At 69.8% G+C, this 22,458-nt stretch carries 21 protein-coding genes; 10 read left to right on the top strand and 11 right to left on the bottom strand.

The features are described from left to right. The 4 genes from B378_RS0114965 to B378_RS0114950 form a co-directional block, all read right to left on the bottom strand. Window positions 1–456, bottom strand: a complete 456-nt coding sequence (locus B378_RS0114965) for a hypothetical protein (RefSeq protein WP_017344578.1) — start codon at window positions 454–456, stop codon at window positions 1–3. Window positions 457–584: 128 nt separating this feature from the next. Further along, window positions 585–1,649 (bottom strand): amidohydrolase family protein, encoded by a 1,065-nt coding sequence (locus B378_RS0114960; protein ID WP_017344577.1) that lies wholly within the window; start codon window positions 1,647–1,649, stop codon window positions 585–587. Window positions 1,650–1,708: 59 nt separating this feature from the next. Continuing rightward, window positions 1,709–2,509: a class I SAM-dependent methyltransferase gene (locus B378_RS0114955; RefSeq protein WP_017344576.1), complete on the bottom strand. Its 801-nt coding sequence runs from the start codon at window positions 2,507–2,509 to the stop codon at window positions 1,709–1,711. A 31-nt stretch (window positions 2,510–2,540) separates the two neighbouring features. Continuing rightward, entirely contained in the window at window positions 2,541–3,821 is a 1,281-nt protein-coding gene (locus B378_RS0114950) for an HD domain-containing protein (protein WP_017344575.1), read from the bottom strand. A 196-nt stretch (window positions 3,822–4,017) separates the two neighbouring features. On the opposite strand from B378_RS0114950, the gene B378_RS0114945 reads away from it, so the two are divergent. Next, complete coding sequence (locus B378_RS0114945) at window positions 4,018–4,422, top strand: universal stress protein (RefSeq protein ID WP_017344574.1); 405 nt, start codon at window positions 4,018–4,020, stop codon at window positions 4,420–4,422. Between the two features lie 47 nt (window positions 4,423–4,469). Here the strand turns inward: B378_RS0114945 and B378_RS0114940 are convergent, their stop codons facing one another. From B378_RS0114940 to B378_RS0114925, 4 genes are all read right to left on the bottom strand, one after another. Continuing rightward, on the bottom strand, window positions 4,470–5,672 hold the full coding sequence (locus B378_RS0114940; protein ID WP_017344573.1) for an HD domain-containing protein: 1,203 nt from the start codon (window positions 5,670–5,672) through the stop codon (window positions 4,470–4,472). Between the two features lie 82 nt (window positions 5,673–5,754). Next, window positions 5,755–6,318 (bottom strand): transcriptional regulator, encoded by a 564-nt coding sequence (locus B378_RS0114935; RefSeq protein ID WP_017344572.1) that lies wholly within the window; start codon window positions 6,316–6,318, stop codon window positions 5,755–5,757. A gap of 50 nt (window positions 6,319–6,368) precedes the next feature. Then, entirely contained in the window at window positions 6,369–7,670 is a 1,302-nt protein-coding gene (locus tag B378_RS0114930; protein WP_017344571.1) for an RNA-guided endonuclease TnpB family protein, read from the bottom strand. Window positions 7,671–8,146: 476 nt separating this feature from the next. Continuing rightward, window positions 8,147–9,457, bottom strand: coding sequence for a phosphoribosylamine--glycine ligase (locus B378_RS0114925; protein ID WP_017344570.1), 1,311 nt, complete (start codon window positions 9,455–9,457; stop codon window positions 8,147–8,149). A gap of 167 nt (window positions 9,458–9,624) precedes the next feature. Here B378_RS0114925 and B378_RS0114920 point away from each other — a divergent pair, with 167 nt between their 5' ends. From B378_RS0114920 to B378_RS0114880, 9 genes are all read left to right on the top strand, one after another. Beyond that, entirely contained in the window at window positions 9,625–10,431 is an 807-nt protein-coding gene (locus B378_RS0114920; RefSeq protein ID WP_026046314.1) for an alpha/beta fold hydrolase, read from the top strand. 1 nt (window position 10,432) lies between these two features. Beyond that, on the top strand, window positions 10,433–12,037 hold the full coding sequence (locus B378_RS0114915; protein ID WP_017344568.1) for a class I adenylate-forming enzyme family protein: 1,605 nt from the start codon (window positions 10,433–10,435) through the stop codon (window positions 12,035–12,037). Window positions 12,038–12,092: 55 nt separating this feature from the next. Then, on the top strand, window positions 12,093–12,794 hold the full coding sequence (locus tag B378_RS0114910; protein ID WP_017344567.1) for a helix-turn-helix domain-containing protein: 702 nt from the start codon (window positions 12,093–12,095) through the stop codon (window positions 12,792–12,794). Window positions 12,795–12,961: 167 nt separating this feature from the next. Next, window positions 12,962–14,389, top strand: coding sequence for an ABC transporter substrate-binding protein (locus B378_RS0114905; protein WP_017344566.1), 1,428 nt, complete (start codon window positions 12,962–12,964; stop codon window positions 14,387–14,389). Further along, window positions 14,389–15,318 carry an ABC transporter ATP-binding protein gene (locus tag B378_RS0114900; protein ID WP_017344565.1) on the top strand — a complete coding sequence of 310 codons (930 nt, stop codon included), beginning with the start codon at window positions 14,389–14,391 and terminating at the stop codon, window positions 15,316–15,318. Before B378_RS0114905 ends, B378_RS0114900 begins: the two co-directional genes overlap by 1 nt. Next, window positions 15,315–16,013 (top strand): ABC transporter ATP-binding protein, encoded by a 699-nt coding sequence (locus B378_RS0114895; protein WP_017344564.1) that lies wholly within the window; start codon window positions 15,315–15,317, stop codon window positions 16,011–16,013. The genes B378_RS0114900 and B378_RS0114895 overlap by 4 nt, the downstream gene beginning before the upstream one ends. Further along, complete coding sequence (locus B378_RS0114890) at window positions 16,010–17,068, top strand: branched-chain amino acid ABC transporter permease (RefSeq protein WP_017344563.1); 1,059 nt, start codon at window positions 16,010–16,012, stop codon at window positions 17,066–17,068. The genes B378_RS0114895 and B378_RS0114890 overlap by 4 nt, the downstream gene beginning before the upstream one ends. Next, entirely contained in the window at window positions 17,058–18,389 is a 1,332-nt protein-coding gene (locus B378_RS0114885) for a branched-chain amino acid ABC transporter permease (RefSeq protein WP_017344562.1), read from the top strand. The genes B378_RS0114890 and B378_RS0114885 overlap by 11 nt, the downstream gene beginning before the upstream one ends. Window positions 18,390–18,539: 150 nt before the next feature. Further along, window positions 18,540–19,595: a 3-oxoacyl-ACP synthase gene (locus tag B378_RS0114880; RefSeq protein WP_017344561.1), complete on the top strand. Its 1,056-nt coding sequence runs from the start codon at window positions 18,540–18,542 to the stop codon at window positions 19,593–19,595. 600 nt (window positions 19,596–20,195) lie between these two features. On the opposite strand, the gene B378_RS0114875 is transcribed toward B378_RS0114880, so the two are convergent. The 3 genes from B378_RS0114875 to B378_RS0114865 all read right to left on the bottom strand — a co-directional run bounded on the left by B378_RS0114875 (window position 20,196) and on the right by B378_RS0114865 (window position 22,333). Further along, window positions 20,196–20,603, bottom strand: coding sequence for a MaoC family dehydratase (locus tag B378_RS0114875; protein WP_017344560.1), 408 nt, complete (start codon window positions 20,601–20,603; stop codon window positions 20,196–20,198). Between the two features lie 90 nt (window positions 20,604–20,693). Further along, window positions 20,694–21,926 (bottom strand): FAD-dependent oxidoreductase, encoded by a 1,233-nt coding sequence (locus B378_RS0114870; protein ID WP_017344559.1) that lies wholly within the window; start codon window positions 21,924–21,926, stop codon window positions 20,694–20,696. 173 nt (window positions 21,927–22,099) lie between these two features. Continuing rightward, the gene (locus tag B378_RS0114865; RefSeq protein WP_017344558.1) at window positions 22,100–22,333 is read right to left on the bottom strand and encodes a DUF2892 domain-containing protein; all 234 of its coding nucleotides are present in this window, start codon (window positions 22,331–22,333) and stop codon (window positions 22,100–22,102) included. Window positions 22,334–22,458: the final 125 nt, after the last annotated feature.

The raw sequence follows: 22,458 nt of genomic DNA, 5'->3' as shown, positions 1-22,458 counted from the left end.
TCAGACCCCGGTCGCGACCGCGACGATCAGGGCGGCGACGAGGACGTACGCCGCCGCGGAGAGCGCCCAGTCGCGCCGGATCGGGCCGAGCCGCTGGCGCGGGAGCCCGGACGCGCGGGGCAGCGGGACGAGCGCGAAGAAGCCGACCATCAGCGCGAACATCGCGTGGCCCGAGACGACCAGCGCGACGCCGACCCCGACGCCGAGCGTCGCCTGTACCGCCGACACGAGCCCGACGAACAGCAGTCCCGAGCCGCCCCCGGCGACGTAGTGGACCCACGTCGCCAGCCGCGCCGGCGCGTCGTCGACCGGGGTGTCGGTGAGCACGCTCGCCGCGACCTTCGGCGCCGTCTCTCCCTCGGGGAGCCGCGCCATCACTGGGTCCATCGCGAGCGTCGCGACGAGTCCGACGACCGGCCCGAGGGCGAGGCCGGCGAGCAGCGAAAGCGTCGTCATGGAAGGGGACAGGGGCGGGAGCGGCTTCACTCCGTCGGCGGGGGAAATCGGTCCCGGCGTCGGCGGGGAAAGCCGGTCCCGGTATCGGCGGGGAAAGTCGGTCCCGGCGTCGCCGGACCGCCCCCGGCTCAGTCGCCGCGCGGGACGACCGGCTCGCCGCCGATGACGACTCGGGAGACGTCGGCCTGCCCGGCGCGTCTGACCACCGCGCGGACCAGGTCACGGGCCCCGGCGAGGTTGTCCGAGTCGCCGTCGAGGACGAGCAGGTCGGCGTCCGCCCCGGGCTCGACCACGCCGCGGTTCAGTCCGGCGATCGCGGCCCCGTTGACCGTCGCCATCCGCAGGATCTCGCGGGCGGGGAGATCGGAGAGCTTCGCCGCGAACTCCATCTCGCGGAACATCGACGGCGAGTCCGTCATCACGTTGTCGGTACCGAGCGCGACGGTCGTCCGTTTGTTCAGCTCGCGGATCGGCGGCACGCCGACGTTCGTCACGAGGTTCGACCGCGGGCAGACGACGACGGGGGTCCCGCGATCGGCGAGCCGTTCGAGGTGGATCGGCTCGGCGTGGACCATGTGGACGAGGAAGTCCGGATCGAGGTCCATCGCGGCGTTGACGTCGTCGGCGTCGCGCTCGCCCGCGTGGATCCCGAAGGGCTTGCCGGCCTCGCGCGTCGCCGCCCGGACCGCGTCGAAGTCGGCGTCGCGGGCGCCAGAGGCACCGTACCCGTCCGCGACCGAGAGCACGTCGGGGTCGTCGCGGCCGAAGACGACCGACTCGATCGCGCGCTCGCCGAACGGGACCCCCTCGCCCGCGAGCGCGTCGCGGAGCGCGTTCACGCCCTCAATGCCTCCCTCGCGGAACTCCAGAAAGGTGCCCGTGCCGGTCGCCTCCATGTATCGCAGCGTGCGCGCCATCGCGGCCACCTTCTCCTCGTGGTCCGCGTCCCGGAGGAGCCGGTGTTTCAGGCCGTCCGGCGGCGCGACGAGCTCGTCGAGCGAGAGCCCCTCGCCTGCCTCCTTGGCGATCGAGTCGCCGATGTGGGTGTGAGCGTTGACGAACGCCGGAAGGATCACCGCGTCGCTCTCGACGGACGCCTCCTCGATCCGGACGATCTCGCCGTCCGCGACGACGACCCGGCCCTCGACCGGCTCGAAGTCGCGACCGACCAGTACCGTCCCCTCCAGATGCATACCGAGGGCTCGCCAGCCCGGGGTTAAAACGTCACGGGAAGCGACCCCGCTCGGCGGCCTCAGCGCCCGTCGAGCCGGGCCCAGAACCCGAGCGTCTCGGGGAGGAGCTCTCGCGGCTCGGCGGCCGCGGCGGCGTCGCCCTCGCTCGTCGTTTCGCCGCCCTCGCTCGTCGTTTCGCCGCCCTCGGGCTCCGGTTCGACGACGCGCTCGACGACGAACCCCGCGTCCACGAGGGCGCGGTGGAGCTCGGAGACGGTGCGGTCGAACGCCACGAGATCCGCGTCGTACGACTCGTCGATCTCGACCTCGCGGCGCGGCGGCGCGTGGTAGCCGCGCCGGGGCGCGCCGCCGTCCGGGTCGATCAGCTCCCGGAACGGGTGCATCACCGCCAAGTAGAACGCGCCGCCCGGCCGGAGGACGCTGCGCGCCTCGCGCACGGCGGCGTCGAGGTCCGCCACGAGCTGGAACGCCGCCTCCGAGAACGCCGCGTCGAAGGCGTCGACGGCGAGCGGGACGCCGGTCACGTCCCCCTGAACGAACTCGGCGTCGACGCCGTAGTGGTCCCGGAGGCGCCGTGCGTGTCGGAGCTGCTCCTCCGAGACGTCGACGCCGACCGCCCGGCCGGCGCCCGCCAGCGCGGTGCCCACGGTCCCCTGTCCGCCGCCGCAGCCCAGCTCGACGACCGCCGCCTCCTCGATCGGCGGCGGATACTCGGCACCGGTGGCGGCGTGGCCGTCGGAGTCGAACGGGGTCGGCGCGGGCGGCGCTCCTCCCTCGTCGGTGTCGGCGTTCCACAGCGCCTGGAACGCGTCGCTCCACTCGTTCCAGAGGCGGCGGTTCTCGCGGTGCGCGTCGGTCACGCCGGCACGTCGAACGGGGTCGGCATAAACCTCACTCGAACTCGTCGAGCGTCGTCGGCATCGCGCCGCGCACCTCGGTCACGAGCCCGTCGGGGTCGAGGCCGAGCACGTCCGCGGCCGCGCGGCCGACGCGGTCGGTCGCCGGCTCGGGGGCGTACACGCCGAGGCGCCACTGGTTTCGCTGGGCGGTCCGAAGCGCGGAGACCAGCGGCGACTGTCGTTCGAGCCGCCGTATCTCGCCGTTGACGGTGACGCGCGCGGTCGACTCGCGCATCGTCGGCTCGGGCGGCACGTCGAGGATCACGTGGTCGCGGGCGACGCCGGCCTCCGCAGCGATCTCGCGTTCGAGGGCGGTCTCGGCCGCGCGGTCCGCGTCGTGGACGCGGTCGGGGACGTCGTCGTACTCGGCCCACACCGCCAGCTTGTAGAGGTCGCGCTCGTCGTACCGGCGGGCGAACTCGGCTGTCGCCCGGCAGTCGCGGACCGCGGCGAGGAAGTCGTGGTCGTCCATCCGGCGCAGCTCGGCCGCCGTCGTCGCGGTCGCGTCGAGGAGTTCGCTCGCGGCCCGGCGCAGCATCGCCTTCGAGATGCGCGCGACGTGGTGGGTGTACACGACGGGGTTCATCAGCGCGCGGGCGAGCAGGAGGCTCTCCGCGGTCTGGACGTTCCCCTCGTCCAAGACGAGCTCCGGACCGTCGCGATCGGGTCCGCTCCAGCCGTCCGGTCCGTCGGCGTCCGCGCCCGCACCGCGCTCGACGAACGTCAGCTCGCGGACGAACCGCTCGGTGTCGATGGTGCCGTACGGGACGCCGGTGTGGTAGGCGTCGCGCACGAGGTAGTCCATGCGGTCGACGTCGAGCTCGCCCGAGACGAGGCCGGCGTACGGGCCCTCGCCGGCGACGATTTCGGCGATCCGATCCGGGTCGAGGTCGTGGTCGCGCAACACCTCGCCGACCGCGCCGGTCGCGAGCAGCTCGTCGACGTCGTCGTGGTACTTCCCTGTCCGGCGGTGTGTGAGCGACTCGAGGTTGTGGCTGAACGGGCCGTGGCCGACGTCGTGGAGCATCGCCGCGGCCTCGATGCGGTCGGCGCGTTTCCCCTCGATCCCGAGGTGATCGAGCGCGCGGTTCGCGAGGTGGTAGACGCCGAGGCTGTGTTCGAACCGGGTGTGGTTCGCGGATGGGTAGACGAGCTGGACCGTGCCGAGCTGTTTGACGTGGCGCAGCCGCTGGAGGGCGGGCGTGTCGACGAGGTCCGCGGCGACACCGTCGATCTCGATGTGGTCGTGGACGGTGTCCTTGACCGTGAGCATGCGTCCGCCTTCGGCGGCACGGGATAAAAGGCTGGGAGTGTCGCCCGGGTCGGGGGAGCGCCGCTGCGGGCCGCTGTCCTCGCGGGCCGACTCCGCCGCGGCCCGATTTCCTCGCGATCCGACTCCGCCCCCGACCGATTCCGTCGCCCGCAAATTTGCGGCACGATTTATCACCCGGCCGCGCGAACGATCGCGTATGTACGACGTACTCATCGGCGTCGGGCTTGACGACGAATCGCGGGCGACGGCACAGGCCGAAGCGGTCGTCGACCTGCCGGGCGACTCCGACGAGGTGACCGCGCACCTCTGTCACGTCTTTCAGGATAACCCGGAGGGGGCGTCGGTCCACCAGCTCGGGGCCGTGCGGCGCGCCCGGGAGATCCTGGAAGACGCCGGCGTGAACTGCGTCCACCACGAGGCGAGCGGCGATCCGGGCGAGGAGCTCATCGCGGCTGCCGACGCCGCCGACGTCGACCTCATCTGCGTGTCGGGCCGCAAGCGGAGCCCGGCCGGCAAGGCGGTCTTCGGCAGCACCACGCAGACGGTCGTGTTGAACGCGGACCGACCCGTGTTGACCGTCCCGGTGTCGGCTAAGGACTGAGTCGACGCAGAAGCGACGGGCTCGGGCACCGCCCTCGCCCGCAGCGCTCAGGCAGAGGGTCGTCCCGTCGCGCGCAGCCCCAGAATGTCCCGCGCCGCGGCCGCGACGGCGTCGACGCGTTCGGCCGGGCAGTAAACGCCGAGCGTCCAGCGGCGGCGCTCGGCCGCCCGGAGCCCGGTCACGAGTTCGGAGGCGTCCTCCAGCCGCTGGGGGACGCCGTCGACGACGACCGCGGAGCCGGATTCCTTGAGCGCCGGTCGCGAGGGGATGTCGACGACGACCGCGTCGCGGTCGACGCCGACGGCGTCCGCGATCTCGCGCTCCGCGGCCCGCTCCTCCGCGCGGCCGGCGTCGACCGTCCCCGCCGGCACCTCGTCGATCCCGGCCCAGACGGCGCGCTTGTAGAGGTCGCGCCGCTCGATGCGCTCGCCGAGCGCCGGGACGCGGTCGCGGAGCGCGACGAGGAGGTCGTGGTCGGCCATCTCGCGGAACGCCTCGACGTCCGTCCCGGTGCGGTCGAGGTACCGCTCGGAGGCGCGCTCCAGCATCGCGCCCGCGACCCGGGAGACGTGGTGGCGGTAGACGACGGCGTTCATCAGCGACCGCGCGACGAGCAGGCTCTCGGCGGTGGCGACGTTCCCCTCGGCCAAGACGAGGTCAGCGGACGCCCCGCTCCCGTCGCCGCCGATCAGCCGGAGTTCGGTGACGAGCCGACCGGTGTCGACGGTGCCGTACGGGACGCCGGTGTGGTGGGCGTCGCGCACGAGGTAGTCCATGCGGTCGACGTCGAGTTCGCCCGAGACGAGGGGGCCGAGCGCGCTCTCGCCGTCGATCAGGGCGGCGACGCGTTCCGGCTCGAGCCCGTTGCGTTCGAGGACCCGACAGACCTCGCGGTCCGCGTCGGTGAGCAGCCACCGCACGTCGTCGTGGTCGCGCCCGGTCGCGCGCCGGATTATCCCCTCGGTCTGGTGGCCGTACGGGCCGTGGCCCACGTCGTGGAGCATCGCCGCGGCGCGGACGTGCGCGGCCGTGTCGTCGTCGACGCCGAGCCCGTCGATCGCGCTGCGCGCGAGGTGGTAGACGCCGAGGCTGTGCTCGAACCGCGTGTGGTTCGCGGAGGGGTAGACGAGCCGGACCGTGGACAGCTGTTTGATGTGTCGCAGCCGCTGGAACGCCGGCGTGTCGACCAGCTCGGCGGCCACGTCGCCGAGCCGGACGTGGCCGTGGACGCTGTCCTTGATCGCCTTCATCGCCGTCGCCTCGCGTCCCGCGCGGTCGGCGACGCGTTGCGCGACCGCGATCTCGACCCGGCGACGGGGGTGGTGGCGCGGGTCACTCGTCGACGACGTCGATCCCGAACCGCTCTTCGAGCGCTCGCACGACGGACCCGCCCACGTCGGCGGTCGCGGCCCGCCCGTCCTCGACCGCGAGGAGGTCGTCCTCGTCGACTCCGAGCTCGGCGGCGACTTCCTCGACGGTCAGCCCGGCGTCCTGTCGCGCCTCGGTGACGACGTCGCCGTAGCCGGAAACGAGGTACGGGAGACGGTCCGCCTCGTAGCTCGTCCCCTCCTCCTCCCAGCGCTTCGAGTCGCCGGTGGCGGAGTCGTACATCTTCGCCTGCTTGCGGGCGAGCTCCTTGTTCCGGCTCTCGGTCGCCCCCGAGCCCGAGTCGCCGCCGCCGGCGCCGCCGGGGCTCCCGCCGGAACTGCCGCCACGCGACCCGCCGCCGCCGCTCGGCGCGTTGCCGGCGTCGTCGTGGGGGCGGCAGTTCGAACACACGAGCAGCTTCGCGCCGGCGACCGTCGCCTTCCGGAGGTCCGTGGTCTCGCGACCGCAGAGCTCGCACGCGTCGCCGTCGTCGCCGCCGCCGCCGCCGCCCGTCGAGTACTTCGGCATACCCCGTGTAGTGGTCCGGACCGTTAAAAAGTCGTGGAGGGCAGCGTCCGTCAGTAACCCACGACTGAAGTCGTGGGCTTGTCAGTGGACTCCCCTTCTGTCGTCGAATCGACGCTGGCGGTGAATCCGCCCTTCAGGTTCAGCGTCCCTGACGTCAGCGCACACTGACAGGGTGCGCCTCCATCCGAAGACATCTGCCCCGAATGGAGTCGTTTCATCAGTTTCCGAGCGATGTTCTTGCTCGCGTTGTAGTCCGCGTTCAGCTCGTACTCGCACTTCTGACACACGAACTGGTGTTTCGACCCCCGATTCCTCTCGTGTGTAAAGCCGCACTTCGAACACCGCTGACTCGTGTACGCCGGGCTCACCTGCTCGACCTCGACATCGAGCAGCTCGGCTTTGTACTCGACGTACTCGTACAAGCGTCGGAACGCCCACGCGTGGAATCGCTTCGCACCAGTCATCCGATCCCGGATATCGGTCAAGTTCTCGAACGCGACGTGCGTACATCCGTGATCGCGAGCTTCGTCGAGAATCTGGTTCGAAGCACGATGGAGTTCGTCCTGTATCCAGCAGTGTTCGCGATCATCCATCGACTGGATCGACAGGTGCGCCGACCGCGTGCCCGTCTGTTGCATCGTTCCGCGCGTCTTCTCGAACTCGCGGCGTCGGTGGTTCATCTCGTCGGCGTTCCCGATGAACGCGCCCGTTGAAGTCACGGCGAGCGAGCCGTCCACGTTCAGATCAACGCCGAGGACTGTTCTGTGCTCGGCGTTAGAAGACGCAGCCGCGGACTGCTCGTATTCGTCTGTGGTACAGCGCATTCGTGCGTGGAGGTAGAATGAGTCGGTCGAGCGGTCGTACTGGAGCGTGGACATCCGGAACTCGTACTCCTCGTTCAGCAGGTACTCGCCGATCGGTGTTCCCTCAGGGTCATCGGGGATTATATACTCACACTCGACACGCCCGTTTACCGTGGACAGAGAGACGTAGTCGCGGTGGAACGTCGCGGAGCGCTTGTCGTAGACGACGCTCCACGCGTCGAACTGCGGTTGACTGGTGGTTTCGCCCTTTTTGAGTCGGGCAACACCGCTTTTTGTGGCTTCGATAGCGCGTCGAATCCCCTTCTGGACGAGGTTCGCAGTCAACTCCGTCTCGTCCCGGAGTCGGTCGTAGAGCGCGTTCTCGGCTTGTTGTTTCGACGTGACGCAATGCTCGTCCGGGTGTCGCCACGCCCATGCTGCGGTTGTGTTCGCACAGTGGAGGAACTGCTCTTTCGTCTGATGGAGGTCGTCGCACCGCCCCTCGGGCACGTTAAGTTTGACTTTGACGGTGCGAATCACATCCCCCATCTGTATTTCACATATCAATCTATTTATTCATAAATCCTGCGGCTGGTAGTGGGGAGTCAAGTTGCTATCGCCCGTTGGTTCTGACGAGTAATGTCGGATTCCTCCTCGTTCCTCTGTGAATTGAGAAACTATTGCGGTGGCGCGTGCCAACGAGCGGCCGCAGGCCGCGAGTCGCACGCGCGAGGGAGTCGCTGGCGCCAGCGGCGCCAGCGACGAGGCTGGGGTGGTGTGAGGTGTTGTGCGGTCGCGGTCGGGTGGGACTCAAAGCCCCAGCCGGGAGGCGGGCGCAGGCGACGCAAGGACCGCAGGGAGCGAGCGACTGAGGACCGCAGCGAGCGTGCGCCCGCCTCCCGGCTGGGGCTTTGGAGGTGTTCACCACAGGATCTTCGATCCCATATAAAAATCCGATGACGACATCTAACCTCCACTTATAAACTGCTACCCCGTCACGGCAATTTACCCACTCCTGATCTCGATCACGGCCCGAGGTAGCCCCACGCCTGGAGCCGGTCGCCGTCGCCGTCGACCCAGCGCTCGCCGATGTCGTCGCGGTAGTACATGTTCGGCATCACGATATTGTCGATCCGGTCGTACGCTTGCTCGCGCGCCGCGCCCATCGTCTCCCCTTTCCCGGTCACGACGATCGGCATCCCGCTCTCGCCGGCGACGCGCCACTGCCCGTCGACCTGCTTCGTGTCCTCCAGATGGATTCCCTCGCGGTCGTCGGTCTGGAAGACGACCGCGGCGTTCCGCGAGTTTTCGTCGTACGTCTTCTCGTCGTCGAACGGGAACGGCGGCAGGACGACCCTGACGGCGATCTGGTAGCCGCCGTGGACCTCGGGCTCGGGCTTGTTCCCGTGCGCGAGGTCGTAGAAGAACTCGGCGGTGGACGACTCGATCGACTCCTCCTGGAGGGCGATCGTCGGATACCCGAACCGCGGGGTGAACTCCAGCGGGTAGATGCCCGTCTCGTTGACGATACAGTTGATGTCGATGCTGCCGACGTACCCCTCGTCGGCGAGCCATCCCTCGATCTTGCCGAACGTCTCCTCGAACAGCCTGTTCTTCCCCGCCCAGAACATCGACGTCCCCATCTCGCCGGTCGACGGGCCGATGTTTCCCGGGAACAGCTTCTTGTGCTCGAAGTTGAAGTTCACTCGGTCGACGAACTCGTTCCCGTCAAAGAAGCCACAGATGGCGATTTCGACGCCGTCAACCTTCCGCTGGAGCTGGAACCCCTTCATCCGGTGGCCCCACGCCTTCTTATACGCCCGAAGCACGTCGACCACGTCGCTGCCGTCGTCCTCGTTGCCGACGTACAGCAGGCGCTTGACGTTCTGAACCTCCCCGAGCGGCTTGATCACATACGGGGCGGGGTTCTGCTGAACGTGTTTGATCCCCGCGTCGAACTCGTGGAACACGTGGTGTTCGACCGTGTTGACGCCGTGGTCCTCTAACACCTCCATCGCGTAGCCGCGGTCCTCTTCGAGGCGGTCGGTGTTCGGCGTCCCGCCGACGACGGCCTTCCCCTCCGCGCGGAGTTCCTGCGCGAGTTCACCCGTGCCGATATCCGACCCGACCCAGATGTCGTCGAAGATTATCACGTCGGCCCAGTCGACCTCGGCGCGCCAGTCGTCCGTCTTCGGGACGAACCCGTCGCCGATCTCCCGGTCGCTTTCGGCCTCGATGTAGTACTTCACGTCGTGGCCCTCGCGGCGGACCTGCCACGCCAGGTCCGTGATGAGCGCCGCGTCGGCCGAGACGAAGAGGAAGTTCGCGGTGTCCATGCGGGGTTCTCTCGCGGGACGGACTTGAGTGTGGGTGCCGGGCCGGGGGCCGAACGGTCGCGGGGCGGGCGGCGAACCACGTGAAGACGCCCGCGCCCCCAGTCGTCTCCGAGGAGGTTGAAACGTTAACACGCGGGTTGATGGGCCGTGGCGTGGTCGATCACGGTATGCCAAGCGTGACACGCGACGGCGTGACGATCGACTACGCCGTCGACGGGGACCCCGACGGACCGACCGTGCTGCTGCTCGAAGGGCTCGGGTACGGCCGGTGGATGTGGCGGTGGCTCGCGGAGGCGTTGGCAGACGACTACGAGGTCCTCCGCCCGGACAACCGCGGCACCGGAGACTCCGACGTGCCGGAGGGACCGTACACCGTCGCCGAGATGGCGGCCGACGCGGCCGCGGTCCTCGACGACCGCGGCGTCGACGCGGCCCACGTCTGCGGCGCGTCGATGGGCGGGATGATCGCCCAGGAGTTAGCACTCGCCGACGACCGCGTCGCCTCGCTGACGCTGCTATGTACGTCTCCGGGCGGCGACGACGCGGCCCCGACGCCGCCAGAGGTCCAAGAGCACATCTTCTCGGCGCCCGAGGACGCCGGCCCCCGCGAGCGGGTCCGCTACCTGATGGAGCCGGCGGTCTCCGACGGCTTCTACGAGCGCGAGCCGGAGCTCGTCGACCGGATCGTCGACTGGCGGCTCGCGGGCGACGCGACGCCGGCTGGCCGCGAGGCGCAGGCCGCGGCGGTGGCCGGATTCGACGCGAGCGACCGGCTCGGCGACCTGTCGATTCCGACCCTGATACTTCACGGGACCGCGGACCGGGTCCTCCCGGTCGAGAACGCCGACCTGCTGGCGGAGCTCCTCCCGCACGCCGACGTCGAGCTGTTCGAGGGCGGGCCGCACCTCTTCTTCATCGAGGAGCGCGAGCGCGTCAACGACCGGGTCCGGACCTTCCTCGGCGAGGTCGCCTGAGATGGCGACGGAGAACGATCCCCAGGCGGACGACCGCGGGGACGGAAGCGCCGCCGACGCCGACCCGCGACCGCACCCGCACGGCGACCGCGGCTACGACTGGGTCGGATCGCTGTCCGCCCGCCGCGCGCGGCTCTCGCCGGACCGCGTCGCGGTCACCGACACGGCCGCGAACGCCGAGTACACGTACGCGGAGTTAGAGGAGCGCGCCAACCGCACCGCGCGCTTCCTCCGCGAGGCCGGCGTCGAGACGGGCGACCGCGTCGCCGTCGTCTCGCGGAACCGCGTCGAGCTCGTCGACCTGTTCTTCGCGACCGCGAAGACGGGGGCGGTGCTGGCGCCGCTCTCGCACCGGCTCGCCGAGCGCGACCTCGCCGCGGTGTTAGGCACCGTCGACCCCGAGCTGCTCCTCGTCGAGGCCCCGTTCGGGGGCGACGTCATCGACGCGTTAGAGCGGGCCGACGTCGAGCCCGCCGTCCGATCGATCCCGACCGACGGCGACGACGCGTGGCGGTCGTACACGCGGGATCTACCCGTGGACGGCTCGCCGGTCGAGACCGCCGAGGTGTCGCTCTCGGACCCGCACCTCTTCTTGCACACCGGGGGCTCGACCGGAACCCCGAAGGAGACGGTGATCAGCCACGGTGCGATCCGCTGGAACGCGTTCAACACGATCACGGCGTGGGGGCTCCGCGAGGATGACGTGACGCCGATGGTGTTCCCGATGTTCCACACCGGCGGGTGGAACGTGCTCACGGTCCCCTTCTTCCAGATGGGCGGGCGCATCCTGCTGAGCCCGGAGGTCGACCCCGGCCGCGTCCTGCGCGACGTCGAGCGCGAGTCGGCGACGACCCTCGTCGCGGTGCCCGCCGTGTTGCGGATGATGGCCCGCCACGAGGAGTGGAGCGAGACCGACCTCTCCTCGCTCCGGTTCGTGAAGAGCGGCGGCGGCCCCTGCCGGGAGAGCGTCATCGCGGCGTGGCGCGACCGCGGCGTCGAGATATCGCAGGGGTACGGGCTCACCGAGTGCGGGCCGAACAACTTCGCGATGCCCGACGACTTCCCGCCGGAGAAGACCGCCAGCGTCGGGGTCCCGGCGCTCGCGGTCGACGCGCGCGTCGTCGACGAGGACGGCCCGGTCCCCGACGGCACGGTCGGCGAGCTGGAACTCGCGGGGCCGGCCGCGGCCGACGGCTACTGGAACGAGCCCGAGGAGACGGCGGCGACGTTCGGCGACTGGGTGTCGACCGGCGACCTCGCGCGCGTCGACGAGGACGGCTACTACCACATCGAGGGGCGGAAAAAGAACATGTTCGTCTCGGGCGGCGAGAACGTCTACCCGCCCCGCGTCGAGGACGCGCTCACCGACCACCCAGACATCGAGGAGGCGGTCGTGATCGGCGTGCCGAGCGAGCGGTGGGGGACGGTCGGGAAGGCGATCCTCGTCGGCGACGAGTCGCTGACGCTCGCCGACGTGGAGTCGCACCTCGCCTCGCGCGTCGCCCGGTACGCGATCCCGAAGGAGCTGGCGTTCGTCGACGAGATGCCGACCTCGGGCCCCTCGAAGATCGACCGCGCGGCGCTGAAGGAGCGCTTCGGCGAGTAGGCGGCGCGGATTCCACAGGAACAACCATTATATACGCGGACAATAAGGAGGGGGCATGCTCGACGTCACGATGGATATGGAGCAGTTCGACTGCCCGTTCATCGACACCTCCGCCGACCACGACGTCTCCTTCTCCGCGATGCACTGGCAGTTGGACACCGCGGCGGAACAGCTGGAGACGCGGCTGCTCGTCGAGTCGCCGGACCGGTACGAGCTCGGCGAGGGGCTCTCGGCGCTCCGCAACCACGAGAACATGGCCGAGTACAGCCTGTTCTCGAAGGAGGACGGCACCGCCATCATCCGGACAGTCATCGAGGAGACGAACGCGATGTCGACGATCACGGACCACGGCGGCTACATCACCGGCCCCTTCCTGATCGCCGACGGCTCCGAGCGCTGGCAGGTCGGGTTCGACGACGAGGCGACGACCGAGGCGGCGCTCCACGACCTCGAGAAGGGTAACGAGTTCGTCGTCGAGGACCGCTCTGAGCTGTCGATGGAGGCGCTGTTCGACACGATGCGGAACGCGAACGCGGCCTCGACGATGCTGGACGCGTGCCGCGACCTGACCGACGTCGAGCGCGAGACCATCGAGTCCGCGGCCGACGCGGGGTACTTCGAGTCGCCGCGCGAGGCGACGCTGTCGACGCTCGCCGACGAGTTCGACGTCTCGACCGCGGCCGTCTCGAAGAACATGCGCCGCGGCGAGAAGAAGCTGCTCCGCAGCGTCGTCGCCGCGCTCGACCGACTGGAATAGGGTCCGGAGCGAACTGCCGGCGCGGGGAGCACGCGAATCCGACCACGTTAGCGTGTCGTTCGAGAAACGCGGTTCAGCCCCCTTTTCCGGCGTATTCGGTCGAATCCGCGCGGACTGTTAACATCTTAACTCGGCCCTTCATGGTGGTGTCCGTCCTCGATCAGTGTATGCGAGACGACCACACACGGCGAGCGTATCTGCGACGAACCGGCGCCGCGGTCGGCGCGGCCGGACTCACCGGACTGGCGGGCTGTTCCGGCGGGGGGGACGGCGGGGACGGCTCCGACGGCGGGGATGGATCGGACGGCGGGGACGGTTCCGACGGCGGAGACGGTTCCGACGGCGGCGATCTCTCCGGCGAGACGGTCCGGATCGGGGCGCTCCAGCCGACCTCCGGAGACCTCCAGTACTACGGGCAGATCAGCCTCCGCGGGTTCTACTCCGGGCTGGCGTACAAGTACGACCTCGACCCGATCGAGGAGGCCACGCCGGGGACGTACACGGTCGAGCCCGAGGGCGGCCCGACCTACGAGATCATCGTCGAGGACACGCAGTTCAGCCCGGACACGGCCCAGAGCGTCGCGACGGACCTCGTCTTAGAGGAGGAGATCGACGTCCTGTTCGGCGGGACCTCCTCGGACAGCGCACGCCGGCTCATCGACACCGTCGTCGACGAGACGGACGTCCCGTACCTGATCGGCCCCGCGGCCGACGCCGGCATCACCGTGAGCGACGAGTTCTGTCACCCGATGGCGTTCCGCGCGAGCGAGCACACCGCGATGGACGCGCGGGCGGGCGGGACGTACGTCGCCGAGAACTTCGACATCGACACGGTCGCGATCTTCGCGTCCGACAACGCGTTCGGGCAGAGCGTCGCGAGCAACTACACCGAGGTCTTAGAGAGCAACGGAGTCGACGTCCTGGAACCGCGGTTCGTCGAGGTCGGCTACTCCGAGTTCGACGGGCTCTTCGAGCAGGCGGTCTCCGACGGCGCGACGGGCGTCGTCGGCGGCTTCACCGCGTCGACGCTGCCCCAGTTCCTCACCTCGGCCATTTCCTACGACGTCCAGGTGTTCGGCGGCTTCGCGGCGCTGCTGACGACGCAGCTCATCGGCGGCACGATCGAGTCGGCCCTGGGCGAGGACTTCACCGCGCAGGACATCAAGGACGCCGGGCTCGGTCCGTTCACCAGCCGGTACCACTGGAACCAGTACGAGAACCCGATCAACGAGGAGTTCCGGCAGATGCACGTCGACGCGTACGGCATCGTGCCCGACCTGTTCAGCTCCGGCACCTTCACCGCGGCCTCGGCGCTCGCGCAGGCCGTCTCGGAGTCCGGCTCGACCGAGGGCGCCGACATCGCCGACGCGCTGCGCGGGATGACCGTCACGGACACGCCGAAGGGCGAGGACGGGTACACGTTCCAGGAGCACAACAACCAGGCGGCGTCGAAGATGACCGTCGCGTGGCCGGTGCCGACGAGCAACGAGTACGCCGAGACCTGGGACGCGCCGATCATGCCCGGCGAGCCCCTCGAACGGCTCGACGCCGAGGATGTGATGGTCCCCGAAGAGGACGCCGGCTGCTCGCTGTAATGCTGTTGGAGACCGACGGGCTCACGAAACGCTTCGGCGGCATCACCGCCGTCGACGGCGTCGACTTCGCCTTAGAGGCCGGCGAGCTCTGCTCGATCATCGGCCCGAACGGCGCGGGGAAGACGACGTTCTTCAACCTGCTCACGGGCGTGTTGGAGCCCTCCGACGGGCGAATCCGGTTCGATCCGGCGGGCGGAGCCGACTCGACCGGCTCCAACGGCTCGGGGTCGGCCGGGGACGACACGGCGCTCGACATCACCGCCGCCTCGCCGGACGAGACGGCGCTGGCCGGGATCCACCGGTCGTACCAGATCACGAACCTGTTCCCCACGCTGTCGGTGCTGGAGAACGTCCGCGTCGCCGCACAGGCGAGCCGCGGGAACGACTCGTGGAAGCTGTGGCGCAACGTGTCCGACTTCGAGGACCATTACGCGGAGGCGACGGCGATCCTCGAGCGGATCGGGCTCGCGGCGGAGGCGGAGACCGTCACACAGAACCTGAGCCACGGCGAGAAGCGGAGCCTCGAGGTCGGCGTCGCACTCGCCGGCGACCCCGACCTCCTCCTGCTCGACGAGCCGACCGCCGGCGTGTCGAGCGAGGGCGTCGACGAGGTCGTCGCGCTGATCGAGGACGTGGCGGAGGACCACTCGGTGATGCTCATCGAACACAACATGGAGGTGGTGATGGATATCTCCGACCGGATCGCCGTCCTCCACCGCGGCGAACTGATCGCCGACGGACCGCCAGAGGACGTGCGCGGCGACGAGACCGTTCAGGAGGCGTACCTCGGCGGGTACGGCCGCGAGGAGTCGGGACGCGACGGCGGCTCGGCGGACGGCCCCGCCGAGAGCGACGCCGCGACCGACGGCGGCCGACAGGTGGGCGCCCGAGCCGGGCGCCGCGCCGACCTCGGAGGTGACCGGCCGTGAGCCTGCTCGAACTCGACGGCGTCCACACCTACTACGGCGAGAGCCACATCCTCCAGGGGCTCTCCCTGTCGGTCGAGGCGGGCGAGATCGTCGCCCTCGTCGGCCGGAACGGCGTCGGGAAGACGACGACCCTCCGCACCGCGCTCGGGCTGACGCCGCCTCGCGAGGGAACGGTCCGGTTCGACGGGACCGACGTGACCGGGATGAAGCCCAACGAGATCGCCGCCCGCGGGATGGGCTGGGTACCCGAGGAGCGTCGCGTGTTCTCGCATCTCACGGTCGAGGAGAACCTCCGCGTCGCCGCGCACTCGGCGGCCGACCCGGACGCACGGATCGCGGAGGCGTACGAGCTGTTCCCGGCGCTCGACCGCTTCGCGGACAAGGAGGCGGGCGACCTGAGCGGCGGCCAACAGCAGATGCTCGCCATCGCCCGTGGCATGGTCGGCGACAACGACCTGCTGTTGGTCGACGAGCCGAGCGAGGGACTCGCGCCCCAGATCGTCGAGGACGTCGTGGAGGCGCTCCGCGCGGCCTCCGCGGACACGACGATGGTCCTCGTCGAACAGAACTTCCGGCTGGCGATGGACCTCGCCGACCGGTTCTACCTCGTCGACCACGGCGTCGTCGTCGAGGCGGGCGAGACGGCCGGCGTCACGAGCGACGACGAGCGGATCCGGAGGTACCTAACGGCATGACCCCCGGAACGCTCCCCGCTCTCGTCGACGCCGCGGCCCTCGCCTCCGCCGTCGACCCGGGCGCGCTGCTGGCGACCGGCGGCGCGGTCGACGGGCTTCGGACCGCCGCCCGCGTGCTCGTCGAGGGGATCGGCAAGGGCGCGGTGTACTTCACCATCGCCGTCGGTCTGACGCTCGTCTTCGGGCTGATGGGCGTTCTCAACTTCGCGCACGGCGCGGTCGCGATGGTCGGCGCGTACCTCGGCGGACTCGTGCTCGTCCTCGTCGTGGGCGCCAACACCGGAACCGTCGCGACGATACTCGTCTTCTTCGTCGCCCTGGCGCTGGTGTTCGCGGTCACGACCGCCGCCGGCAGCGCGATGGAGGTGGCGCTGATCCGACCGATCTACGACCGCACGCCCACCTACCAGATCCTGTTGACGTTCGGCGTCTCGCTGGTCATCGAGGAGCTGGCCCGGATCGTCTTGACGCTCCGCGGGATCCAGCCGAACCCGCAGTGGCAGGCGCCGATGGCGACCACCCCCGACGTGCTGCTCGGCCGGACCGACCTGCTCGGGATCGGCGTCAGGCGGCTGTACCTCTTTGAGATCGCGATCGGCGCGGTCGTCGCGGTCGCCGTCTGGGCGTTCCTGACGAAGACGCTGTACGGCCTCTACATCCGTGCCGGCAGCGAGGACACCGAGATGGTCCAGGCGCTCGGCGTCGACGTGCGGCAGGCGTTCACGGTCGTGTTCGGCGTCGGAACCGGCCTCGCCGCGGTCGGCGGCGTCCTGCTGATGTGGGACCCGATCTGGGGGCCGAGCGTCCTCCTGAGCGTCGACGTGCTGCTGTACGCGTTCGTCGTCGTCATCATCGGCGGGCTCGGCAGCTTCACCGGAACGCTCGTCGCCGCGGGCATCGTCGGCGTCGCCGACTCGGTGACGACGTGGCTGTTCACCACCGGGATCGTCGCCTTCCCCGGCCTCTCTGAGGTGACCATCTTCCTCCTGCTCGTGGTGATGCTGATCATCCGCCCGCAGGGGCTCTACGGCGTCGAGGAGGTGGGTGGCCATTAGCGACTCCGACTCGCTTAGCGACGAAGCGGCTCCACTCGGCGAAGAAGCTCCCGTCGACGAGACGGACCCGATACCGCCGTCGACCGCGACCGGTGGGCTCCGCGAGCACCTGCGGGATCACGCCGTCCACGCGGCCGTAATCGTCGGGTTCCTGCTGTACCCGCTCGTCTACGAGGCGCTGCTCGCGACGCCGGCCGCGACGCTCGCCGAGGCGTTCCTCCCCGCGGTCACGTTCATGATCGCGGTGTTGTACATGGGGCTGTTCGCGATGAGCTTCGACTTCGTCAGCGGGTACACCGGGTACCTATCCTTCGGCCACGCGGCCTTCTACGGCACGGGCGCGTACTTCGTCGTCCTCGCCGCGAACGGGCAGGTTCCGGGGATCCCCGCGGGGACGCCGTTCATGATCACGCTCCTGCTCGGGGCGGTACTCGCCGGCCTGCTTGCGATCGTGATCGGGTCGGTGTCGTTCCGGCTCACGGGCGTCTACTTCGCGATGATCACGCTCGGGTTCGCGCAGGTGATCTACGAGCTGATCCGCTCGTGGGGGTACGTCTCCTCGAACCCGACGGAGGGAACGACCGTGAGCGGCGACGCGCTCGCGGTCGGCGTCCCGTACATCGACGCGCTGAGCCTCAACCTGGGGCGGCTGACGGGCGAGAGCGTCGAGAACCTGCTCGGGCTCGGGATCGACCTGTCGGCGACGGTGGTCTCCTACTACGCGCTGGGGATCGTGGTCGTCGTCTGCTACTTCGCGATGCAGCGGATCGTCCACTCGCCGTTCGGCCGCGTGATGGTCGCGATCCGCGAGAACGAGGAGCGCGCCCGCGCCGTCGGCTACCCGACCTACCGGTTCAAGCTGGCCGCGTTCGCGATCAGCGGCTTCTTCGGGGCGATCGCCGGCGGCGTCTTCGCGGCGTACTCCCGGTCGGTCGCACCCGACGGGACGTTCTACTTCCTCGTCACCGCGGACGCGCTGATCACGACGATCATCGGCGGGTTCGGCACCCTCGCGGGGCCGGTGTACGGCACCCTGTTCACGCAGGGGTTAGAGGACGTCCTCTCCACCGAGAGCGGCGGGATAGCGACCCTGCTGCGCGAGGGGATCCCGGAGGGCGTCTACGAGACCGACCTCTTCGGGGTCAGCCTGGAGCTGTTCGTCAACACGGCCGTCGACGGGCGCGCTCCGCTGTACCTCGGGATCATCTTCGTGCTGTTCGTGCTGTTCGTCCCGAACGGCATCCTCGGGACCCTGCGCGACCGGCTCGGCGGCACCGTCGGGAAGCGGCTCCCTGACCACCTGCGGCGCTACCTCCGGTAGCGTCGCGGGCCCGCCGCGCTGTCGCGGCGGACGCGGAACGGCGATACGCTACGATTCGGACTTACGACACATGATCGACACCACGCGACACGACGAGAGGGCTCGAACGCGACAGGACGAAACGGACCGAACGCGGCATCGAAGAAGAGCATGACCGTCGGGATCACCGGACTCGGGACGTACGTCCCGGACGAGACCGTCACGGGCGAAGCGATCGCCGCGGAGAGCGGGATCCCGGAGGCGGTCGTCGTCGAGAAGATGGGCGTCCGCGAGAAGCGCGTCTGCCCGCCGGACGGCGACCACGCGACCGACATGTCCGTGAAGGCGGCCGAGGCCGCGCTGGCGGACGCGGACGTCGACCCGACCGACCTCGACGTCGTCGTCTACCACGGCTCCGAGTACAAGGACCACGTCGTCTGGTCGGCGGCGGCGGCGATCACCGACCGGCTGGGGGCGACGAACGCCTATGCGACCGAGAGCTACACGCTCTGTGCGGGCGCGCCGATCGCGCTCCGGCAGGTGACCGCCCAGCTGGAGACGGAGCCGATCGACGCCGCGCTGCTCGTCGCCGCCAGCCGCGAGGAGGACCTCGTCGACTACGGCAACGAGGACAGCTCGTTCATGTTCAACTTCGGCAGCGGCGCGAGCGCGTTCGTGGTCGAGGCGGTCGACGACGGCGGGGACGGGTCGGCCGACGGCGACCCCTTCGACGGCCGAGCGCGGGCGACCGTCCGCGCGAGCGCGGCGGAGACCGACGGCTCGTTCGCCGACGACGTGGTGATGCCCGCCGGGGGATCGAAGCGCCCGCCGAGCGAGGAAACCGTCCGCGAGGGGCTCCACACGCTCGACGTCCCGGACCCGGAGGGGATGAAGGAGCGTTTGGGGCCGGTGTCGCTGCCCGCGTACCTCTCGGTCGCCGACACCGCCTTGGAGCGGTCCGGGTTCGACCGCGACGACCTCGATTACGTCGCGCTCACCCACATGAAGCGGTCGTTCCACGAGCGCGTCCTCGATGAGCTCGGGCTCGACCCAGCGAGCGACGGCTACTACCTCGACGAGTACGGCCACGTCCAGAGCGTCGACCAGGCGCTGGCCACGGAGCGCGGCGTCGAGACGGGTCGGCTGGAACCGGGCGACCTCGTCTGCCTGCTCGCGGCCGGAACGGGGTACACGTGGTCCGCGACCGTCGTTCGGTGGCACGGCTGACCGCTTATAAATAGCGAGGCGTGGGGCGTGTCCCGCAACCTCGCAGGACCGTCGCTCAGAACGTCTTTACGTGGTTTCGCTTGAACCGGACGATTTTATAAATAGAGTCCATCAAATCTCGGCGAGCGCTTCCGGATTCCGGTCGCTCATTTATAACTCGTCGCTAGCGGTTCGGGGACGAATACCGCCACATCCTCGGCCGCTTATTTATAAATAGCTGCTAGCGATTTGGCGGCGAACACCGTCAAAGCCCCAGCCGCGAGGCGGGCGCACGCTCGCTGTGCTCCTCAGTCGCTCGCGCTGCTCGCTCCTTGCGGTGCTTACGTCGTCATCAGAACGCGAAGCGTTCTGATTGGCTCACGAGAGCTTCGCTCTCGTGAACGCCTGCGCCCGCCTCGCGACTGCCCCTTTGAGTCCCACCCCGCACCGCCCCGCACAGCACCTCACCCCTCCCCAACCTCGTCGCTGGCGCCACCGGCGCCAGCGACTCCCTCGCGCGTGCTCCTCGCGTCCTTCGGACGCTCGGAGGCACGCGCCACCGCCTCGACTCGTCGATTATTTATAAACAATACCGACCGGGCGGCTGCTGTCATCGGTCAGTTACTCGTCGCCGTGCGGCACCGACAGCACCGTCGCCTCGCCCGAGAGGACGCGCTCGTCGCGCTCCGGGACGGTCGCAGTCGTCTCGACCGCGAGCCGGTCGCCGCCGAGGTCGTCGATGACGCTGACGCTCGCTTCGACCGTCTCGCCGGGGTAGACCGGCTTCTCGAAAGAGAGGTCTTGAGAGAGGTAGACGATGTCGCCGGAGAGCCGCGCGAGCGCTCCGGAGACGACGGCCGCGGATATGATTCCGTGCGCGACGCGGCCGCTGAACATCGTCTCGGCGGCGTACTCGTCGTCGAGGTGGATCGGGTTCTCGTCGCCCGAGAGCTCCGCGAACGCCTCGATCGTCTCCTCGGTCACCGTTACCTCGTTGGTCGCCGTCTCGCCGACCGTCGCGACTGGCATACCGATCGGTCTCACCGGCGGGGCCTCAACCCCGTGGTTCAGCCTCGAACCCCCGCCGGGGTCCCGCGGCGATCCGGCGATCCGGCCGGGTCAGTCGTCCGCCGGCGCGTCGACCACGTCGGCGTCGGTGGGGTTCGCCCCGCCGTACTCCGCCACGAGTTCGTCTAACCGCTCGGGGTCGTCGGCGTGCGCGAGCGGCTCGTCCGCGGTCTCGCAGGCGGCTTCGACCCCGAGGCGGTCGCAGACGCGGTCCGCGGTCGTCTCCGCCATCTGTCGGTAGGTGGTCAGCTTGCCGCCCACGACGCTGTAGAGGCCGTCGGCGCCGTCGCGCTCGTGGTCGAGCAGCGTGAACCCGCGGGAGATCCCGCGGCGGTCCTGCCCGGCCTCGTCCGGCTCGTAGAGGGGTCGAACGCCCCACCAGGTCCGCACGGTCGGCGCGTCCGCGACCGCGGGGAGCATCGCGGCGCACTCCTCGACGGAGCGCTCCACCTCCCAGTCGGCGGTCTCGTAGTCGTCGGGATCGGAGACGGGGACGCTCGTCGTCCCCAACACGACCTCGCCCTCGTGGGGGACCACGATGTCGCCGTCGTCGGGGTCGCGACACCGGTTCAACACCGGGCCGAGTCCCTCGTACTCGACGGAGACCATCACGCCGCGGCTCGGCGCCATCCCGACCTCGACGCCCGCCAGCTCCGCGATCGAGTCCGCCCACGCGCCGGTGGCGTTGACGACGACGTCGGGCGACAGCGTCGCGTCGACCGAACCGCCGACGCTGACGGACGCAACCTCGCCGTCGCGGACCGTCACGTCCTCCACCGGCGCGTGGGGATAGACGCTCGCCCCGCGCCGCTCGGCGTCGGCGGCGTTGGCCGCGACTAACCGCGACGGGTAGATGGCGCCGTCGGGGACCCGGAACGCCGCCTCGACCTCGTCCGCGAGCCCCGGCGCCGCCTCGCGGGCGTCGTCGCCGTCGAGGCGTTCGGTCTCGATCCCGAGCGACTCGCAGGCGGCGAGTTTCTCCTCTAAGTAGTCGGGGTCGTCGCCGTCGAGGCGGACGAACAGGCCGCCGGTGTCGCGGACGCAGGCGCCGGCGATCGACCTGAGCGTCCGGTTCTCCTCGATACACTCGCGCGCCCCCTCGGCGTCGGCCTCGGCGTACCGGGCGCCGCTGTGGAGGAGGCCGTGCGACCGGCCGGAGGTGCCGCTGCCGAGCCCCCCGCGGTCGACGAGCGCGACGTCGACCCCGCGCATTGAAAGGTCGCGGGCGACGCCCGTTCCCGTCGCGCCGCCGCCGATCACGAGGACGGTCGGGTCGCCGCTCACGGGGCGATCACTCCGGCTCGGGTGCGGTCACGGGCCGCCGCGAGACGCCGCCTACTCGGACTACTGTCGCGCATGGGAACGATACGCATCCGCGACACTTGAGACTGCCGTCCACTTCGGCAAAAACCGCGTTCCTAAGAGCCTCTATTCTTAAAATAGGCCAGCGTCGGGGGTCAGCGCGAGCCGCCGGCGTCGGCCGGACAGGTGTCGACGCCGAGCAGCGAATACAGGCCGCAGGTCCCGGTCGCGGCGGTCCCGAGCATCATGAGGGCGACGACGCCGAGCACCGGAGCCGCGATGGCGGGGAGCGGCGCGGCGTTGGCGAGCGTAGCTAACGAGGCGACACCGGCAAGAGCGCCGACCGCGGTCCTGACGCGCTTGTCCGTCGCACCGACGTTTTGGTTCATGCGCTACAATACGGCACACGACCGTATGAACCTTTCCACCGTCGGTATCTCGGGTCGTCGCGCTCGGTCTGATCGGGCGGACGCTCGCACGGTGGGCGGCGGGAATCGGCGGGGACGCTCGGCCC

It is taken from the genome of Halorubrum sp. T3, assembly GCF_000296615.1.
In the GTDB taxonomy this organism is placed as follows: Archaea; Halobacteriota; Halobacteria; order Halobacteriales; family Haloferacaceae; genus Halorubrum; species Halorubrum ruber.
The sequence above is the reverse complement of the archived record's forward strand: the minus strand, read 5'-3'. Positions and strand labels throughout refer to the sequence as shown.

Bases quoted from the DNA above. Each gene is read 5' to 3' on its own strand.
- B378_RS0114965 (WP_017344578.1), bottom strand. From the start codon at position 456: ATGACGACGCTTTCGCTGCTCGCCGGCCTCGCCCTCGGGCCGGTCGTC.
- B378_RS0114960 (WP_017344577.1), bottom strand. From the start codon at position 1,649: ATGCATCTGGAGGGGACGGTACTGGTCGGTCGCGACTTCGAGCCGGTC.
- B378_RS0114950 (WP_017344575.1), bottom strand. From the start codon at position 3,821: ATGCTCACGGTCAAGGACACCGTCCACGACCACATCGAGATCGACGGT.
- B378_RS0114945 (WP_017344574.1), top strand. From the start codon at position 4,018: ATGTACGACGTACTCATCGGCGTCGGGCTTGACGACGAATCGCGGGCG.
- B378_RS0114940 (WP_017344573.1), bottom strand. From the start codon at position 5,672: ATGAAGGCGATCAAGGACAGCGTCCACGGCCACGTCCGGCTCGGCGAC.
- B378_RS0114935 (WP_017344572.1), bottom strand. From the start codon at position 6,318: ATGCCGAAGTACTCGACGGGCGGCGGCGGCGGCGGCGACGACGGCGAC.
- B378_RS0114930 (WP_017344571.1), bottom strand. From the start codon at position 7,670: ATGGGGGATGTGATTCGCACCGTCAAAGTCAAACTTAACGTGCCCGAG.
- B378_RS0114925 (WP_017344570.1), bottom strand. From the start codon at position 9,457: ATGGACACCGCGAACTTCCTCTTCGTCTCGGCCGACGCGGCGCTCATC.
- B378_RS0114920 (WP_026046314.1), top strand. From the start codon at position 9,625: ATGCCAAGCGTGACACGCGACGGCGTGACGATCGACTACGCCGTCGAC.
- B378_RS0114915 (WP_017344568.1), top strand. From the start codon at position 10,433: ATGGCGACGGAGAACGATCCCCAGGCGGACGACCGCGGGGACGGAAGC.
- B378_RS0114910 (WP_017344567.1), top strand. From the start codon at position 12,093: ATGCTCGACGTCACGATGGATATGGAGCAGTTCGACTGCCCGTTCATC.
- B378_RS0114905 (WP_017344566.1), top strand. From the start codon at position 12,962: ATGCGAGACGACCACACACGGCGAGCGTATCTGCGACGAACCGGCGCC.
- B378_RS0114900 (WP_017344565.1), top strand. From the start codon at position 14,389: ATGCTGTTGGAGACCGACGGGCTCACGAAACGCTTCGGCGGCATCACC.
- B378_RS0114890 (WP_017344563.1), top strand. From the start codon at position 16,010: ATGACCCCCGGAACGCTCCCCGCTCTCGTCGACGCCGCGGCCCTCGCC.
- B378_RS0114880 (WP_017344561.1), top strand. From the start codon at position 18,540: ATGACCGTCGGGATCACCGGACTCGGGACGTACGTCCCGGACGAGACC.
- B378_RS0114875 (WP_017344560.1), bottom strand. From the start codon at position 20,603: ATGCCAGTCGCGACGGTCGGCGAGACGGCGACCAACGAGGTAACGGTG.
- B378_RS0114865 (WP_017344558.1), bottom strand. From the start codon at position 22,333: ATGAACCAAAACGTCGGTGCGACGGACAAGCGCGTCAGGACCGCGGTC.